The following is a 16,318-nucleotide window of genomic DNA, read 5'->3' as shown; positions in this document are numbered from 1 at the left end:
CCTTGTCAACTGAACCACAATGCCCATTTTCGGGCGGTAAACTGAAACCGACAGTAGCTGGTGCCACAACAAATGCCGACTGGTGGCCTAATCAGCTCAACCTCAAAATTCTGCATCAAAACTCTTCCCTGTCCGATCCTATGGGCAACGCGTTCAACTACGCTGAAGAATTTAAAAGCCTCGATCTGGACGCTGTTGTTCAGGATCTGCATGCGTTGATGACGACATCGCAAGACTGGTGGCCTGCCGATTATGGTCACTATGGGCCGTTCTTTATTCGTATGGCGTGGCATAGCGCCGGTACCTACCGTATCGCCGATGGTCGCGGTGGCGCGGGCTTTGGCACACAGCGCTTCGCACCTCTTAATAGCTGGCCGGATAACGTGAGTCTGGACAAGGCGCGGCGCTTGCTGTGGCCGATCAAACAGAAGTACGGCCGGAAAATCTCCTGGGCTGATCTGATCGTTCTTACCGGCAATATTTCGCTGGAATCCATGGGCTTCAAGACCGCCGGTTTCGCTGGTGGGCGTGCGGACGTTTGGGAACCGCAAGAAGATATTTACTGGGGTCCTGAGGCTGAATGGCTGGGCGATAAGCGTTACAGCGGCAATCGTGAACTCGAGAATCCTCTGGGCGCGGTGCAGATGGGCCTGATTTACGTCAACCCGGAAGGCCCGAATGGCAACCCGGACCCACTCGCTGCGGCGCATGATATCCGTGAGACCTTCGCACGCATGGCGATGAATGACGAAGAAACAGTCGCCCTCTGTGCCGGTGGTCATACTTTCGGCAAAACCCATGGTGCTGCCGATCCGGGAAAATACGTTGGTCCCGCCCCCGAAGGTGCGGATATAGAAGAGCAAGGCCTCGGCTGGAAAAATAGCTTTGGCAGCGGCAAAGGCGTCCATACGATCTCCAGCGGCTTGGAAGGCGCATGGACTCCAACGCCAATCACCTGGGATAACAGCTACTTCGACACCTTGTTCGGCTACGAATGGGAGCTGACCAAGAGCCCTGCCGGCGCGCAACAATGGACGCCGAAAGAGGGTGCTGGCGCCGGTACTGTGCCGGACGCGCACGATCCGTCGCTGCGGCACGCGCCGATGATGGCGACGACCGACCTCTCGCTGCGGATGGACCCGGCCTATGAAAAGATTTCCAGACGCTTCCATCAGAACCCGCAAGAGTTCGCAGACGCGTTTGCCAAGGCTTGGTACAAGCTGACGCACCGCGATATGGGTCCTGTTGCGCGCTATCTTGGCTCGCTCGTTCCTGCGCAGCAGGAGTTGTGGCAAGACCCGATTCCGGCGGTTGATCATGCCTTGATCGGGGAGCAGGATATTTCGGCCCTAAAAGCCAAGCTCTTGGCCTCCGGACTGTCTGTCTCGCAACTGGTGACAACGGCCTGGGCTTCGGCGGCAACCTTCCGTGGCAGCGACAAACGCGGCGGCGCAAACGGCGCGCGCATTCGTCTTGCTCCTCAGAAGGATTGGGAAGCGAATCAACCGGCCGAATTGGCAAAGGTGCTGCACACTCTGGAAGCCATCCAGCAAGACTTCAACAGCGCGCAATCGGGCGGCAAGAAGGTTTCGCTGGCGGACTTGATCGTGCTGGGCGGCGCAGCTGCTGTTGAGGCAGCGGCAAAAGCAGCCGGGCAGAACGTGCTCGTTCCGTTTTCACCGGGGCGTATGGATGCTTCCCAAGAGCAGACTGATGTCGCGTCATTCGCCGTTCTGGAGCCGACTGCAGACGGATTCCGCAACTACCTCGGCAAAGGACGCGAAGGGTCGGCAGCGGAGTTGCTGTTGGATCGGGCCAATCTGATGACGCTGACGGCACCTGAGATGACGGTGTTAATTGGCGGCATGCGTGCGCTCAATGCCAACTTCGGGCAGGCCCAACATGGTGTTTTCACCAAACGGCCTGCAACCTTGACCAATGATTTCTTTGTCACTCTGCTCGACATGAACACCAAGTGGCAGAAATCAACGGCATCCGAAGGCGTGTTGGAGGGGCATGATCGGGCCAGCGGCGCACTCAAATGGACGGGAACGGTGGTCGATCTGGTATTCGGCTCGAACTCCCAACTGCGCGCCATCGCGGAAGTCTATGGATCGAGCGATGCGCAGCAAATGTTTGTGCATGACTTTGTGGCGGCCTGGACCAAGGTGATGAATCTTGATCGTTACGATCTGGCTTGATCCACGCATGCCTGATTGATACCCATCATCAGGCAGGTTTTAATGAAGAGCCCCGAATTTTTCGGGGCTCTTTTACGTGTGCGCTTCTCGTACGTGAGGCAACTTACTCAGGCACTAGCTGATTGCGCTAACGTATTCCAAAATTCCTCTTCTGTGGCACTCTACGTCTATTAACCCTTCATCAATAAAGGACGTCTGAATGAATCCCCTAGAAGCCCAGCTTGACTATGCATTTGCCGATTTTTTGCCGGAGATCGGCCAGACCTTTGACGTCGCGCCCGGTATCCGTTGGCTGCGCATGGGGCTGCCGTTTGCGCTCAACCATATCAATTTATGGCTGCTGGAAGACAGTATCGAAACCGAAAACGGTGTGCAAAAAGGCTGGACCATCATCGATTGCGGGATTTGCAACGATGCAACGCGGGCCGCCTGGGAGAATATTTTTGCCACGCAATTACAGGGCTTGCCGGTGTTGCGTGTGTTGGTCACGCATTGCCACCCTGATCATGTCGGGCTGGCCGACTGGATTTGTCAGCGCTGGCAGGCACCGCTGTGGATGAGCACCGGCGAATATTTTTCAGCGCGAATGATGTCGGCGGCGTTGCCGGGTAGCGATGGTAGCGCGATGTTGCCGCATTTTGAAATGCACGGGATGCGTGACCCGGAAGTGATTGCCAAAGTATCGCAACGCAAATCGTATTATCCGAGCCTGGTGCCTAGCGTTCCGCACGCCTATCGCCGCTTGCACGATCAGCAACGATTTCGGATCGGCGCGCACGCATGGCAGGTGATCACCGGCTTTGGTCACGCACCGGAGCATGTGGCGCTATATTGCGCTGATTTGAATGTGCTCATTTCGGGCGATATGGTGTTGCCGCGGATTTCGACCAATGTCTCGGTATTTGCCATTGAACCGGAGTCCAATCCGGTGCAACAATATCTGGATTCGCTCAAAAAATACCGTGACTTACCTGCCGATACGCTGGTGCTACCGTCACACGGCAAGCCTTTTCGCGGCTTGCACACGCGCATCGATCAGCTTGATGCGCATCATCATGACCGGTTGGCCGAGGTGGTGGAGGCATGCGCTGCGCCACAGTCGGCCAGCGATATCGTGCCGATCATGTTTCCACGTCCGCTGGATGCGCATCAAATGACATTTGCACTCGGCGAGGCGTTGGCGCATTTGCATAAATTATGGTTTGACGGCGTGCTCACGCGACGGCTGGATGCGGATGGGATTTATCGATTTCAGACGCGTTGAGGCTGAATAAACTTTGCATTTTTTTAGGAACGTCAATGATCGCAACCACACCAACGCCACCGTATTACGCCGTTATTTTTACCTCCATCAGGACGGAGGGCGATCACGGCTACGACGCCATGTCGGATCGCATGGTGGAGTTGGCCCGGCAGCAACCGGGCTTTCTGGGGCTTGAGTCGGCCCGCGAAACGGTTGGCGTTACCGTCTCCTACTGGACATCGCTGGAAGCCATCCGCGCCTGGAAAACCAATGCTGAGCATTTGATGGCGCAGGAAAGTGGACGTAGTGATTGGTACAGCGCCTATACCACCCGGATTGCAAAAGTTGAGCGTGCGTATGGGTTTGAGGTGGATTGATCTACGTACGCCGATTCAAAACGCCATAAAACACCACGATATCGATAGTGCTAAAAACCCTTTAATACTGTTCATAAATACAGTATATTTAACTTTTCACACACACATTAATGACGCCATTCCCCTCCCCTACACGCACTCTGACGACCTCATAATATGTCTCAATATCTGGGTCAAATGAGTGATATTATGTCACTCAATATTACCTAAATAAAAATGATGACCATGACTCCCCGAGACGAAGAACTTTCCCTTTTAAAACAAGTTCTCGAAATCTACGATCAGAAATATGTTGCCGCATATCTGAATGCCGTATCTCCCAAAGACTGGTGCAGGGAAACCATCAACAGATGGTTAAATGGCAAAGCATCTCCCAGTCTCAGCCATAGCGAATTCATCGAACTACAACGGCTTCTCCCCCAGCCCCCTTCAGGTAAGACTAAGTATGAATTCGATTTCATTGATCTTTTTGCCGGAATTGGCGGAATCCGTCGCGGTTTTGAAGAGGCAGGCGGTCGCTGTGTATTAACAAGTGAATGGAATAAGTACGCCGTCCAGACTTACAAGGCCAACTATTACTCCGATCCGGCACACCACATTTTTAATGACGATATCCGAAAAATCACGCTGAGCGACCAGGAAGATATTTCTGAGCAGGCCGCTTACAGACATATCGATGAAACTGTGCCGCGACATGATGTGCTGCTTGCAGGCTTCCCGTGCCAGCCGTTCTCAATTGCCGGCGTCTCTAAAAAGAACTCGCTGGGTGTTGCACATGGCTTCGAGTGTAAAACTCAGGGAACGCTGTTTTTTGACGTTGCACGGATTATTGCTGTTAAACGACCTGTCGCCTTTGTGCTTGAGAACGTTAAAAATCTTAAAAGCCACGATAAAGGCCGGACCTTTAAAGTCATCACCGAGACGCTGGAAGAGTTGGGATACTGGATATCTGACAACAATCACGTCGGTAGCGAAGACCCTAAAATTGTTGATGGAAAAAAATTCGTTCCCCAACATCGTGAGCGCATCGTATTGGTCGGCTTCCGCAAAGATCTGGGGGTGCATGACGGATTCACATTGCGCGATCTGGCGAAACAGTTTCCGAAGCGCAAACCTGTACTGCGCGACATCCTTGAAGAAAAAGTCGACGACAAATACATACTTACGCCCAAGCTCTGGGAGTACCTGTTTAATTACTCCATCAAACATAAAGCAAAAGGTAATGGTTTTGGTTACGGACTAGTCAAGGGTGAGGACACCACCCGGACGCTTTCGGCACGCTATTACAAGGATGGGTCTGAAATACTGATCGACCGTGGTTTTGACCCTGACAAACCACTGTCAAATAAGACCAATGAAAAGAACCGGCCACGACGCCTGACACCGCGCGAATGCGCGCGCCTGATGGGTTATGACGGACCCACAGAGAAAAATTTTCGGATTCCCGTTTCAGATACGCAAGCCTATAAGCAATTTGGTAACTCAGTCGTTGTCCCTGTCTTTGCAGCGGTCGCAAAACTGATGAAACCAACAATTCTCGAAGCAAAAAAGCGCGCCGCGCAGAACCTTGCCAAGGCGGCATAACTTTTGACTGACGTACATTCTCCGCTCGTCCGGTCGAAGAATATGCGGGCAGTCCGGGACCGGGATACGCAACCCGAACTTCTCATTCGTAAAGCACTACACGCACGAGGGTTTCGTTACCGGCTCAACGTTAAAACGTTACCCGGCACTCCCGATATTGTCCTGAAAAAATACAAAGCCTTAATTTTTGTGCATGGATGTTTCTGGCACGGCCATGATTGTCACCTGTTTAAAATCCCTCAGACAAGAACAAAGTTCTGGCTTATCAAAATTGAAAGTAATCGCAAAAGAGATATAATTTCCCGCGAAAATCTGAGCGCTAAGGGTTGGCGCATAGCGATCGTCTGGGAATGTGCACTGAAGGGCCGGTATAAGCTTTCCATCAACTTGTTGGTGGACCAGTTAAGTGTATGGCTCGCAGATCCCCGGATGCATACGATTGAATTTAAGGGGACGGAAATTGAAGGAATTTCAGACGCTTGATGCTTTGCTTGACTGTATGGAGCACCTTGGAGCAAAGCATATTTATTGCAAATTGCTCGCAGAGAACGACAACACCAAACAGCAAATTTATCTGGGCAAAAGCTTCGACGTCCTCAAACTGCTGGTATTTGGAGATATCCGCACCGAACCCGGCGGAAAACGTCCAAACTTCAAAGCAAGCGTTCCCCTCTTCTGGCTAGATGGCGAAGGTAAGGTTGCCCAGGCACCGGGTACTCAGCTTATTCTTTATCCCGACTATCCCGAAGTACGGCTATCAGGCTTCCTGCGTGGATGTGCGAACGCACCATCCCATTTACTTCAGCCAATACAAAAAGAATCTCGACAGTTTAATAATGGTCACGATGGTCGGGTCATGTTCTTTGGCGTTACTGACAAAGAAATTTACACTTATCTGGCTGCGGCTGGCACTCCTGTCGCGACAGAAATTGAGGCGAAAAATCTGCCGCCGCCGTTACCATCCGCAGGAACACTCCAGGAAATAATTCGTCACGCCACACCCAATCCACGCGATCTGTTACTGGCGATGCTGCGTCAGATTCACACAACCGGATGGCATCCTTCACAGCGCCTCAATAAATTTGGCGTCCTACAACCCTACGTGGCAAGCAATGCTGGTGGCTACACGTTAGAGGCCTTATTCGGCATCATTCCGAACGGAAGATCTGCTCCTGACTACATGGGATGGGAACTGAAGGCATATAGCGGGTCCCGCATCACTCTCATGACCCCGGAACCGGATGCAGGGTTTTATGGAGAGCACGGTGTTGAGGCATTTCTTCGCAAATATGGCAGACAGCTTCCAGAAGACGTTATCTATTTCACTGGTTCCCACAAAGCGGGCATCCCATCAACGACTTCCGGTCATACCCTGACTTTAATCGGCTATAACGACGAGACCCGGAAGGTAACCGACGTTAGCGGAGGAATTCACCTTATCGCGCCAGATGGAGAAATTTCTGCTCAATGGACGTTCGGTGGGCTAATTGAGCAATGGGCACGCAAACATGCCGCTGCTGCGTACATCCCCTATACCAAGTCTTTAACAATACCACCTGAATATAAATATGACAGTCCGATTCACATGGGCGAGGGAACAGATTTTTCTTTGTTTTTAAGTGCGCTGGCATCGGGCAACATTATTTATGACCCGGCATCTAAGCTGGTAAATGCAAGTGGCCCAAAATCACAGACAAAAGCGCGAAGTCAATTTCGCATGAATGTAAAAGAGCTGCATCGGCTGTACTTGGCATTTCAACCAGTTGAAATCTGCTGATAGCTGGTTCGAAGAGTTCAGGCTGACAAAAAAGTACTCTATATCAAGCTCACATCACCATTGGCGCCATAAAAATTTCCAAACGGAAACTTAATCAGGCTTTTTCTGACTAACCCGCTTTAATTTTTTGCAAAATTAAGATGAGGTAACGTCTTAATTGCCGCCTTGCCCATGCACTGCACCGAACTCCCCTCCCGATCCGGCCATCTGGCGCGCATCGATATCATGCCTTCCCAATCTATTACCCCATCAAAGACCGTCAGGTCCGGACTGCGATCGCATATTGCAGCCTCTGGCGCTCACTTAAGAATCTACCCACACTATCCCGCCACCCAAGAACCGATCTCACATTTATCCGGTAATTGAGGCACCGTTTTATCTTTACAGGAGAAGTTGCATGAGTTTGTTTCGTACCAAAAACCTTGATCAGATGATTCTTGATAGTCATCGAAATACAAGTGGCTTAAAGCGCTCTCTCGGGGCGCTCGATCTGACCTTACTGGGGATAGGCGCGATTGTCGGTACGGGGATTTTCGTCTTGACCGGGACGGGAGCTACGATGGCCGGTCCGGGTTTGACACTATCGTTCTTGCTGGCGGCGGTGGCTTGTGGCTTCGCTGCGCTGTGCTATGCCGAGTTGGCCTCGGCGGTACCGGTGTCGGGCTCTATTTATACGTATAGCTACGCCACTATGGGCGAGTTTGTGGCGTGGATGATTGGTTGGGATTTGCTGCTGGAATACGGTTTGGCGGCCTCCACGGTGGCGGTTGGCTGGTCGGGTTATTTCAAATCGCTGCTGGAAGGTTTCGGCGTGCATATTCCGGCGGTACTGAGCGCTGCACCCGGGGCTTTGCCGGGCGTAACGACCTGGTTCAACTTGCCGGCGTTTCTTATCCTGATGGTGATCACGGCTTTGCTATCGATTGGGATCCGAGAGTCGGCACGCGTCAATAACCTCTTGGTGTTTCTCAAAATCGGAGTGGTGTTGCTGTTTATCGTCGTCGGCGTCGGGTATGTCGAGCCAGCCAACTGGCAACCGTTTTTACCGTTTGGCTTTGAAGGCGTCTTTAGTGCCGCCGCCGTGGTGTTTTTTGCCTTTATTGGTTTTGATGCGGTGGCGTCGGCGGCTGAGGAAGTCAAACGGCCTGAGCGTGATTTGCCGATCGGGATCATCGCTTCGCTGGGTATCTGCTCGTTGCTGTATGTGGTGGTGACCGGCATCATGACTGGCATCGTGCCTTACGAAAAATTTCTCGGCGTCGATAGTCCGGTGTCGCTGGCGTTGAAATATGCAGGGCAAAACTGGGTCGCCGGTTTTATCGATATGGGTGCGATTCTCGGGATGACGACGGTGATTCTGGTGATGTCTTACGGCCAGACCCGGATTATTTTTGCGATGTCGCGTGATGGTTTGCTGCCGAAAAAACTCTCCAGCGTGCATCCGCGTTTTGCCACGCCGTTCATGGCGACCTGGATATCTGGATGCACCTTCGCCGTCATCGCTGCGTTAGTGCCGCTTGACGTGCTGGCAGAGTTGGTCAACATTGGCACGCTTTCGGCATTCTGTTTGATTTCGGTCGCCGTGCTGGTCATGCGCACAACCCGGCCTGATTTGCCGCGTCCGTTCCGTTGTCCCGGGCTGCCGTACGTGCCGCTGGCGGCGATCGCTTTTTGTCTATTTTTGATGCTACATCTTCAAAAAACGACGTGGATCGCTTTTGCTTGCTGGCTTTTGATTGGGATTGCCGTGTATTTTGGTTATGCGCGCAAACGTTCTTTGTTGCATCCTAAGTAACCTTTTAGTACTGAAAAAATGGGGTTCGATATGTTGGTATCGAACCCCATTTTTTGTTATCCCTTACGCGCTTTATGCGGCGCTTTGGCGAACACTAAATCATACAGCCAATTCGGTAACATCCGTAATACTTTCGCCACGATGCCCATCTGCCAGGGAATGACCTGATAGCTGCTGCCACGTTGGATGGCCTTACTCGCTCTGGCGGCAAAAGCAGCTGCGGGCAGCAAAAATGGCATGCGGTATTGGTTGATCCGGGTCATCGGCGTATCGATATAGCCGGGCACCAGGGTCACCACCGCAATCCCGCTGGCGCGCAATTCAACCCGCAGCGATTCGCAATAACTGATGACGGCTGCTTTCGAGCCGCTGTAAGCGCCCGCTCCGGGCAAGCCACGTATACCGGCCACGCTGCCGACGCCAACTAATCGACAATCGCGCTGACCGGCTTGTGCCTGCTGCTTCATCGTGGCGATGAAGGGGCTGAAGGTGGCTACGGTGGCGAGCATGTTGGTGGCAAATACTTGGGCAAAGACTTCCTGATCTTCGGCAAATTCGGTCAGGGTTCCGTGTGAAATACCAGCACTGGCAATCACGATATCGATGCCATTGCCTGCCGCGATAAAGTCGGCGGCGGCGGTGCGTAAGGCGGCGTGATCATTGACGTCGAGTACATATAAGCGATGACGCTCAGGGTGCGGCAAGCGCGCCAGCAATATTTGCAATGCCGCATGATCGCGGCCCACCAGCCCCAACGCTGCGCCTTGCATGGCGTATTGTTGGGCCAGCGCAGCCCCGATGCCGCTAGAGGCACCGGTAATGAAGATACGTTGCATGTTCATCCCAATAAAAAAAGTCCGCCCTCCAGTTGGGAGGCGCGGACTATTACAAAAACATTCCAAAGCTCGGACAACTGATTGCCCATCCTGCTTTATTTTTTCAAGGCTTGCGCTGGCGGTGCCGGAGTCTTGCCTTTTTCGGCCGCAGCTTTGGCAACTAGCGCATCAACCACTTGGAGTGTCGCCGCAAAGAGCTCTGGCTCGGTAGCATTTTTCATTGTGGTGCCGACAATTGACGGTGCAGTCATGAAGCGACCATCAATCGCAATCATCGGTACGCCGTCGATCTTGTAGGCATTTTGCAATTGCGTTGCACGCGTGGCCTTGGTTTGGACACTGAAAGAGTTATAGACGTCGGTGAATTTGGCTTTATCGAGGCCTTGCTTGACCGCAAAATCCACAATCGTCGCGTCGGTGTCTAAGCGCTGACGCTGAGCGTGGATGGCTTCAAATACTTTTTTGTGTATCCCTGGCACCTGGTCCATTGCTTCTAAGGTGTAGTACAGCTTTTGCTGCGGCAAGAAGCGTGGGTCAAAAGAAATCGGTACGCGTTTGAAATCGATTTTGTTGCCTTGCTTAGCGACCCAGGCTTCGAGCGTCGGCTCAAGCGCACTGCAATGCGGGCAGCTGTACCAGAAGAATTCGGTGACTTCGACTTTTTTGCCGGAGTCCGTGGCTTGCGGTGTCTCCAGAACTTTATAGTCAGTGCCAGCCACCGGGTTGGCAGGAGATGCTCCCGCCGATGCAGCAACCAGACCGAGGCTTAAGCTGAGACCGATGACTGCCATTGTACGTTGCAAAAAATGCATGAAATTTCCTTATTCGAGTTAAATAAAATGGGCAATCCCTGGTTTGCCTGGATTGCCCCTACAAGATTAATGCAAAGTTCGTCTTTTCAGCTTATTTTGCGGAACGGACGATAGCGGTATTGATGCCGCTATCTGACAACTTTGTACGCATGCGGTTCATTGTTTCAAGACTATTAAATGCACCGATGCGTACGCGATACAACGAACCATTATCGGAAGGGCGCTCGCTGATGCGGGCCTCGAATCCTTGCAAGGCTAACTTGGCACGGGCGTTTTCAGCCTCGGCCTGTTCACGGAAGGCACCAACTTGGAGATAGTAAATCCATTTATCGTCGGCGCTGTCAGTCTTGGCATTGACGGTATCAGCGGTAGCTTTTTTGGCTTTATCCGAGGTAGATTTATCAATGATCGGTGCTTTGGTTTCGTGCAGCTTCTCTTCGATCTTCTGACCGATCAGATCAGGCGTTTTTTCAGGCGCAACCGGAGTGGCTGGGTGTTCTGGCACAGGCGCGGAGGTCGATGGAGCAACCAGCGGGACGACCGCACTCTGTTTGCCATACAGCGGCTTATTCGGGTCCGACAGTTGCTCCGGCGTGGTGATCACGTCCGGTGCTTTTTCGCCCTTTGCGGCCTTATTGGTGAACGGCGTCGGCGTTTTTGTGATCATGACGGCAACCACCACGGCAATTGCCAGACCCACAATAAGACCAAGAATCAAGCCAAGTAACGTGCCGCCTGCTTGCTTTTTTTTGCGTTTGACTATTTTGCTCATAGTTCCCAATTCCCTTCGATTACATTCGGTACAGTCGGTTTGATGCTGACTTGAGTGCGTAAATTACGCCTCCGTGTCAGTCTTCGCTTCGATGTCAATCGGGTCCCGTCGCATCCGGTTGGGGGCTGAAACACCGATCAAGGCCAAGCCATTACGCAATACTTGTCGCGTTGCCATCATCAACGCCAGACGCGCTAACTTGAGGGCAACGTCGTCTACTAGCACGCGTTCAGCATTGTAATAACTATGCAGTTCACCGGCGAGGTCACGCAGATAGAAGGCAACCTGATGCGGGCCCAGCTCTTCCAGCGCGTGCTCGAGCATGTCTGGATACGCTGCCAGTTTTGCCATCAACGAGGCCTCGCGCGGGGCGGTCAGCAGACTCAGATCAACCGTGCTCAGAGTAGCCTCATCGCCGTCCCATTGCGCCATGACCGAGCAAATCCGTGCATGCGCCATCTGGACGTAGTACACCGGATTTTCGTCCGATTGGGCCAGCGCCAGATCGACATCGAACACAAATTCGGTATCGGCCTTGCGTGAAATCAGGAAGAAACGCACCGCATCGCGACCACGGGTTAAATCGCGCACGCCATTTTCATCCACGGCGTCGCCTGCCGACCATTCGATCAGATCACGCACGGTGACGTAAGACCCGGCACGCTTGGAAATTTTCACTTCCTCGCCGTTCTTCATCACTGTCACCATTTTGTGCAGCACGTAATCGGGATAGCCCTGCGGAATGCCAACCCCGACCGCTTGCAATCCAGCGCGCACGCGGGCGATGGTGCCGTGGTGATCGCTACCCTGGACGTTGATGACTTTGCCAAAACCGCGCTGCCATTTGACGATGTGATAGGCGACATCGGGGACAAAATAAGTGTAGGTACCGTCGGACTTTTTCATCACGCGGTCTTTGTCGTCGCCGTACTCGGTCGTGCGCAACCAGAGTGCGCCGTCTAGTTCATAGGTTTTGCCTGCCGCGATCAATGTTTCGACCGCATGATTGACCTTGCCGTCTTTGTACAACGACGATTCGAGGTAGTAGTTATCGAACTTGACACCAAAGGCCTGCAGGTCCAGATCTTGCTCACGGCGTAAGTAAGTGACCGCAAACTTGCGGATGGACTCAATATCATCCAGATCGCCGCTGGCGGTAACCGGTTCGCCATCGCTGGCTTCAACCGTTTTTTGGGCTAAGAAATCTTGCGCAATTTCGACGATGTAATCGCCGTTGTAAGCCGACTCCGGCCATACCGTGTCGCCCGGTTTAAGTCCTTTAAGGCGTGCCTGAACGGAGTTCGCCAGCGTCGCAATCTGCACCCCGGCATCGTTGTAATAAAACTCCCGCGTGACCGCATAACCCTGGGTCTGAAACAGCGACGACATGGCGTCGCCGAGCGCACCCTGACGGCCATGACCGACGTGCAACGGCCCGGTTGGATTGGCAGAGACAAACTCGACCAGCACTTTTTTACCCGCGCCGATCGTGCTTTTGCCGAACTCAGCGCCTTGTTGCAAGACCGTTGTGACTACTTCTTGCTTGGCTGCGGGGGTCAGACGTAAGTTGATGAAACCGGGGCCGGCAATGTCAGCCGAAGCGATCAGATTGCCCTCGGCGCTGTTGGCCAATACTGCCGCGACCAGCGCTTGCGCGAGTTCACGCGGATTTTTCTTGAGCGCTTTAGCCAGTTGCATAGCGATGTTGCAAGCGATATCGCCATGCGCCGGGTCGCGTGGACGCTCAAGAGTGACGGTCGGTTGCAGGTCGGTTCCGGCAATAATGGGCTGCAACGCCGCGTCGAAAAGGGCAATGATCTGATGTTTTTGTTGCGCAAGCATGAAATGTCCGTCCAATGGGGACGGCTAGCCGTCCGAAATAGTGGGGATTGTTGTGAATTAACCGCAATTAACTCAGCACCTAAGGCGGTCGATTATACCGGCTTAGCGCCCGATACTCTCCTCTGCGTATGCGCGATTGCCACGTTCAACAATACAGAATAAGCGAATACAGAGATTAAAAACTGCTGCTAAGATGCTGCGCGGTCGGGCGTTATGCAAATTGCCAGCGCTGCCACGAATTGTCCCAACACTCACCCCAATCAGGAGTATCCATGTCCGTAGCCAATCCCCGTCTCGCCGACCATCCTATTGATCCGCAATTTATCAGCCGTTGGTCGCCACGTGCATTTACCAATGAAGAGATCACCGAACCGGCCTTGCTAAGCATTCTGGAAGCGGCACGCTGGGCGCCGTCGTCCTACAATTCGCAACCGTGGCGCTTCGTCTTCGCCCGTCGTCGCACACCGCACTGGACGACATTGCTAGGTTTGCTCAACGACTTTAACCGTAGCTGGGCCGAAAATGCCTCCGCTTTAGTCGTCGTCTTGTCCAAAACCACATTTGCCGCCCCGGGTAGTACCGAAGAAAAACCCGCGCCGACGCATTCGTTCGATGCCGGATCGGCTTGGGGCTATCTGGCGCTACAAGCCAGTACATCAGGCTGGCATGCACACGGCATGGCCGGTTTCGACAAAGAAAAAACCCGCGTTGAATTAGCAATCCCAGACAATTTCGCCATCGAAATGGTCACGGCTATCGGCAAAATCGGCGATAAAGCGATGCTGCCAGCGGGATTGCAAGAAAAAGAAGTCCCAAGTCCGCGCTTGCCGTTGAGCGCGCTGGTGTCTGAGGGGACATTTAAGGCCTGATGCAAAGGTCGGTGGATAGGCCTCCACCAAGCCAAATAAAAAGACCACTATCGGAAACGGTAGTGGTCTTTTTGCATTAAGGAGTGAGCACTTTTCATATTCCTGACATATACCGTAGGTAAGCTCAAAGGTTAAATGAAGTCCACCCATCAAACCAATAGCCCGGAGTTAGCCATAGATAGCATCAAGTACGCCACCAAACCACGCAAAATACTGTTATTAAGCGTCTCTGCCGGTGCTGGTCACATGCGCGCCGCCGAGGCGTTAAAGGCTTACGCAGCAGAATTTCCGGGTACCGAGGTCGTGCATTGGGATGCGATGGACTACGTTTCTGCCGGTTTCCGGGCGATTTATACTGATTTTTATCTGCATCTGGTGAATCGTCATCCGGCGCTCTGGGGCTACGTTTATCAAAAAAGCGACAACGCGGACCCTGACGCTACGATGCAAAAGTTGCGGCGGGCCATGGAGCGTCTGAGCACGCGCAAGTTACGCGTGGCCATTGGGGCTTATGCGCCGGACGCGATCATTTGCACGCATTTTTTACCGGCCGAAATGCTGGGGCGATCGGTGCATCAATATCCTCAGCAAAACCTGTCCTGCCCGGTCTGGGTACAAGTCACCGACTTCGATCTGCACAGCATGTGGTTGCAGCCGCAGATGCAAGGTTACTTTGCAGCCAGCGAAGAGATTGCTTTCAGGATGCGCGCTAAAGGGGTCGCCCCTGCTTGCGCCCACGTAACGGGCATTCCGGTCATGCCGGCTTTTGCGCAAACACTGCGCCGGGCGCATTGCGCGGCAACGTTCGGGCTTGATCCGCAGCGGCCGATTATTTTGCTTATGTCCGGCGGCGCTGGCATCGGTGGGCTCGATAAAACGGCGCAAAGTCTGCTCGAGATCGCGGGGGATTTTCAGCTGGTCGCGCTGGCGGGCAAGAATCTGGCGCTGCTTGAGAAGCTTCAGCATGTGGCGGCCAACTCTGCGCATCGTCTGAAGGCGTTGGGGTTTTCTGATCAGGTTGCGCAATTAATGGCCTGCGCTGATCTGGTCATTACCAAACCCGGTGGCCTGACAGCTTCTGAATGTCTGGCCATGGGCGTGCCCATGATTATCCATTCGCCGATTCCCGGGCAAGAAGAACGCAATGCCGATTATTTGCTCGAGCAAGGCGCGGCGCTCAAGGCCGTTGATCTGACTGCGCTCAGTTATCGTCTGCAAACATTGTTACAACGTCCAGATTTGCTGGCACAATTGCGTGCACGCAGCCAGGCGCTTGGGCGGGCGTATGCGGGGCGCGCGGTCTTGAAAATTGTCTTGGCGCATCTGGATGCCTCGTCCCACCGTGTCATCGCACCGAATCCGCCTACATCAACACTCTCCGAAAATTTCTTACTATGCAATTGACGCCATTCCGCCGTTTGATCGGCATGCTGTTGTGGACCGTGCTTCTGGCGTATTTTTTCGCCAATGTAGAAATCCAGATCGAAGGCGACGCTGGCTGGGCCGCCAATTTGCCGACCTGGCGCATCGAGCATCATTGGTTACTCGATATTTTTTGGGGCGGCCGCGCCATGACCGGCTATCACGCGTGGGTGTTCCCGTTTATTGCGCTGGTGTTTCATTATCCGATTCTGTTTAACGGTCGCTGGAACTGGCGTGACGAAGCGCGCATTATGGCCTCGGTGATGGTGTTTTGGATCGAGGAAGACTGGCTATGGTTTTTGATCAATCCGGCCTTTGGTCTGGGGCGCTTCAATCCCATCAATGTGCCTTGGCATAAACATTGGCTGGGGCCAGTGCCGGTGGATTATTGGATATTTTCGGCGCTGGCATTGGTGTTGTTGTGGCTGGCGGAGCGTCAAATCCGTGGTCAGACCTCCGCCACAAAAGTGCCACAGTAGCTAGACCTCGCGGTGATTCTGCACAACCGTCTTGAGCAACGACTGAAACAGATTTTCTACAAAATCCGGGTCCACCCCGGAATCGGTCGCCAGCTTGCGCACCTTTTCGATTTGCAAGCGCTCTCGATCCGCATCTCTGGCCTCGAGGCCAGTTTCTTTTTTCAAAATACCGACCTGTGCGGTCAAGCCGAAACGCTGGCCGAGCAGGCTGACCAACTGTGCATCTACGAGATCGATTTGGGCGCGCAATTCTAATAACTGTGGATGTGTCTTCGTTTTGGACATGGCTACTTTCATGGTTTGATGAAT

Annotated in this window: 15 protein-coding genes; 10 read left to right on the top strand and 5 right to left on the bottom strand. The window is 53.2% G+C overall.

The features are described 5' to 3' along the window. The first annotated feature begins 2 nt into the window (after positions 1-2). From katG to ACVBEF_RS08405, 7 genes are all read left to right on the top strand, one after another. Positions 3-2,201 (top strand): catalase/peroxidase HPI, encoded by a 2,199-nt coding sequence (katG, locus tag ACVBEF_RS08435; protein WP_447123494.1) that lies wholly within the window; start codon positions 3-5, stop codon positions 2,199-2,201. A 199-nt stretch (positions 2,202-2,400) separates the two neighbouring features. Then, complete coding sequence (locus ACVBEF_RS08430) at positions 2,401-3,465, top strand: MBL fold metallo-hydrolase (RefSeq protein WP_447123493.1); 1,065 nt, start codon at positions 2,401-2,403, stop codon at positions 3,463-3,465. Between the two features lie 35 nt (positions 3,466-3,500). Next, a complete protein-coding gene (locus ACVBEF_RS08425) occupies positions 3,501-3,821 on the top strand; it encodes an antibiotic biosynthesis monooxygenase family protein (protein ID WP_447123492.1) in 321 nt (106 codons plus the stop codon). A 219-nt stretch (positions 3,822-4,040) separates the two neighbouring features. Then, the gene (gene dcm, locus ACVBEF_RS08420; RefSeq protein WP_447123508.1) at positions 4,041-5,405 is read left to right on the top strand and encodes a DNA (cytosine-5-)-methyltransferase; all 1,365 of its coding nucleotides are present in this window, start codon (positions 4,041-4,043) and stop codon (positions 5,403-5,405) included. 3 nt (positions 5,406-5,408) lie between these two features. Then, complete coding sequence (locus tag ACVBEF_RS08415) at positions 5,409-5,888, top strand: very short patch repair endonuclease (protein WP_447123491.1); 480 nt, start codon at positions 5,409-5,411, stop codon at positions 5,886-5,888. Beyond that, on the top strand, positions 5,866-7,182 hold the full coding sequence (locus ACVBEF_RS08410) for an MvaI/BcnI family restriction endonuclease (protein WP_447123490.1): 1,317 nt from the start codon (positions 5,866-5,868) through the stop codon (positions 7,180-7,182). Before ACVBEF_RS08415 ends, ACVBEF_RS08410 begins: the two co-directional genes overlap by 23 nt. Before the next feature lie 397 nt (positions 7,183-7,579). After that, positions 7,580-8,977, top strand: a complete 1,398-nt coding sequence (locus tag ACVBEF_RS08405) for an amino acid permease (protein WP_447123489.1) — start codon at positions 7,580-7,582, stop codon at positions 8,975-8,977. A gap of 56 nt (positions 8,978-9,033) precedes the next feature. Here the strand turns inward: ACVBEF_RS08405 and ACVBEF_RS08400 are convergent, their stop codons facing one another. The 4 genes from ACVBEF_RS08400 to argS all read right to left on the bottom strand — a co-directional run bounded on the left by ACVBEF_RS08400 (position 9,034) and on the right by argS (position 13,239). Continuing rightward, positions 9,034-9,813, bottom strand: coding sequence for an SDR family oxidoreductase (locus ACVBEF_RS08400; RefSeq protein WP_447123488.1), 780 nt, complete (start codon positions 9,811-9,813; stop codon positions 9,034-9,036). A gap of 95 nt (positions 9,814-9,908) precedes the next feature. Continuing rightward, positions 9,909-10,625 carry a thiol:disulfide interchange protein DsbA/DsbL gene (locus ACVBEF_RS08395; RefSeq protein WP_447123487.1) on the bottom strand — a complete coding sequence of 239 codons (717 nt, stop codon included), beginning with the start codon at positions 10,623-10,625 and terminating at the stop codon, positions 9,909-9,911. A 91-nt stretch (positions 10,626-10,716) separates the two neighbouring features. After that, entirely contained in the window at positions 10,717-11,397 is a 681-nt protein-coding gene (locus ACVBEF_RS08390) for an SPOR domain-containing protein (RefSeq protein WP_447123486.1), read from the bottom strand. 63 nt (positions 11,398-11,460) lie between these two features. Beyond that, complete coding sequence (gene argS / locus ACVBEF_RS08385) at positions 11,461-13,239, bottom strand: arginine--tRNA ligase (protein ID WP_447123485.1); 1,779 nt, start codon at positions 13,237-13,239, stop codon at positions 11,461-11,463. 272 nt (positions 13,240-13,511) lie between these two features. Between argS and ACVBEF_RS08380 the strand changes: the two genes are divergently transcribed. The 3 genes from ACVBEF_RS08380 (at position 13,512) to ACVBEF_RS08370 (ending at position 16,009) form a co-directional block, all read left to right on the top strand. Next, complete coding sequence (locus ACVBEF_RS08380; RefSeq protein ID WP_447123484.1) at positions 13,512-14,108, top strand: nitroreductase family protein; 597 nt, start codon at positions 13,512-13,514, stop codon at positions 14,106-14,108. A 246-nt stretch (positions 14,109-14,354) separates the two neighbouring features. Next, positions 14,355-15,512, top strand: a complete 1,158-nt coding sequence (locus ACVBEF_RS08375; protein ID WP_447123507.1) for an MGDG synthase family glycosyltransferase — start codon at positions 14,355-14,357, stop codon at positions 15,510-15,512. Next, positions 15,503-16,009 carry a hypothetical protein gene (locus tag ACVBEF_RS08370; protein WP_447123483.1) on the top strand — a complete coding sequence of 169 codons (507 nt, stop codon included), beginning with the start codon at positions 15,503-15,505 and terminating at the stop codon, positions 16,007-16,009. Before ACVBEF_RS08375 ends, ACVBEF_RS08370 begins: the two co-directional genes overlap by 10 nt. Here the strand turns inward: ACVBEF_RS08370 and ACVBEF_RS08365 are convergent, their stop codons facing one another. Next, entirely contained in the window at positions 16,010-16,294 is a 285-nt protein-coding gene (locus ACVBEF_RS08365) for a chorismate mutase (protein WP_447123482.1), read from the bottom strand. Positions 16,295-16,318: the final 24 nt, after the last annotated feature.

It is taken from the genome of Glaciimonas sp. GG7 (genome assembly GCF_052976905.1).
The sequence above is the reverse complement of the archived record's forward strand: the minus strand, read 5'-3'. Positions and strand labels throughout refer to the sequence as shown.

What these genes read in the sequence shown, in the direction of transcription:
- ACVBEF_RS08425 (WP_447123492.1), top strand. Translation starts at nt 3,501, where the DNA reads ATGATCGCAACCACACCAACGCCACCGTATTACGCCGTTATTTTTACC.
- ACVBEF_RS08380 (WP_447123484.1), top strand. Translation starts at nt 13,512, where the DNA reads ATGTCCGTAGCCAATCCCCGTCTCGCCGACCATCCTATTGATCCGCAA.
- ACVBEF_RS08375 (WP_447123507.1), top strand. Translation starts at nt 14,355, where the DNA reads ATGCGCGCCGCCGAGGCGTTAAAGGCTTACGCAGCAGAATTTCCGGGT.
- ACVBEF_RS08400 (WP_447123488.1), bottom strand. Translation starts at nt 9,813, where the DNA reads ATGCAACGTATCTTCATTACCGGTGCCTCTAGCGGCATCGGGGCTGCG.
- ACVBEF_RS08395 (WP_447123487.1), bottom strand. Translation starts at nt 10,625, where the DNA reads ATGCATTTTTTGCAACGTACAATGGCAGTCATCGGTCTCAGCTTAAGC.
- ACVBEF_RS08370 (WP_447123483.1), top strand. Translation starts at nt 15,503, where the DNA reads ATGCAATTGACGCCATTCCGCCGTTTGATCGGCATGCTGTTGTGGACC.
- argS (WP_447123485.1), bottom strand. Translation starts at nt 13,239, where the DNA reads ATGCTTGCGCAACAAAAACATCAGATCATTGCCCTTTTCGACGCGGCG.
- ACVBEF_RS08405 (WP_447123489.1), top strand. Translation starts at nt 7,580, where the DNA reads ATGAGTTTGTTTCGTACCAAAAACCTTGATCAGATGATTCTTGATAGT.
- ACVBEF_RS08390 (WP_447123486.1), bottom strand. Translation starts at nt 11,397, where the DNA reads ATGAGCAAAATAGTCAAACGCAAAAAAAAGCAAGCAGGCGGCACGTTA.
- ACVBEF_RS08365 (WP_447123482.1), bottom strand. Translation starts at nt 16,294, where the DNA reads ATGTCCAAAACGAAGACACATCCACAGTTATTAGAATTGCGCGCCCAA.
- dcm (WP_447123508.1), top strand. Translation starts at nt 4,041, where the DNA reads ATGACCATGACTCCCCGAGACGAAGAACTTTCCCTTTTAAAACAAGTT.
- ACVBEF_RS08430 (WP_447123493.1), top strand. Translation starts at nt 2,401, where the DNA reads ATGAATCCCCTAGAAGCCCAGCTTGACTATGCATTTGCCGATTTTTTG.